This is a genomic window from Streptococcus sp. GMD4S (genome assembly GCF_000296955.1).
The window spans coordinates 1-550 of sequence record NZ_AJRE01000416.1 but is presented as its reverse complement, the minus strand read 5'-3'; the positions used below and the strand labels follow the sequence as shown (position 1 = coordinate 550).

The following is a 550-nucleotide window of genomic DNA, read 5'->3' as shown; positions in this document are numbered from 1 at the left end:
TTGCGATTAGAGGTAATGGGCAAATAACAGAAGCTGAGTCTTATCGTTACAATATTTTATTGAAATTACTATTTACGATGATGTTTGGGTGGACTTCTGATCGTTTTCAAAAGTTATATGAGACTGGGAAGTTAGATGCGTCATTGTCACTTGAGGTTGAAGTCAACAGTCGCTTTCATTTTGTGATATTGACAATGGACACCAAAGAGCCTGTTTCTCTGTCGCATCAATTTCGTAAAGCGATTCGTCAGTTTAGTAATGATGCGGATATTACCGAGGAACATTTAGATCTTGTTAAGAGTGAGATGTTTGGGGAGTTTTTCAGTAGCATGAACTCTTTGGAATTTATTGCAACTCAATACGAACCGATGGATCGCGGAGAAACAATTTTTGATTTTCCGAAAATTTTACAGGAAATTACTTTGGAGGATGTTCTAGAAGCTGGACATCGTTTGATTGATAATGGTGATCTAGTTGATTTTACAATCTTTCCAGCTTAAAAGATGACTAATACTAGAAAGAAGGAATGGTACGTATGAGAAAAAAAACA

The 550-nt window shown here is 36.0% G+C and carries 1 protein-coding gene; it reads left to right on the top strand.

All coding sequences use genetic code 11. The annotated features are described in order from the left end of the window. Positions 1–500, top strand: a 500-nt coding sequence (locus tag GMD4S_RS10260; RefSeq protein WP_000519017.1) for an insulinase family protein, incomplete at its 5' end; no start/stop codon positions are given. Positions 501–550 lie beyond the last annotated feature (50 nt).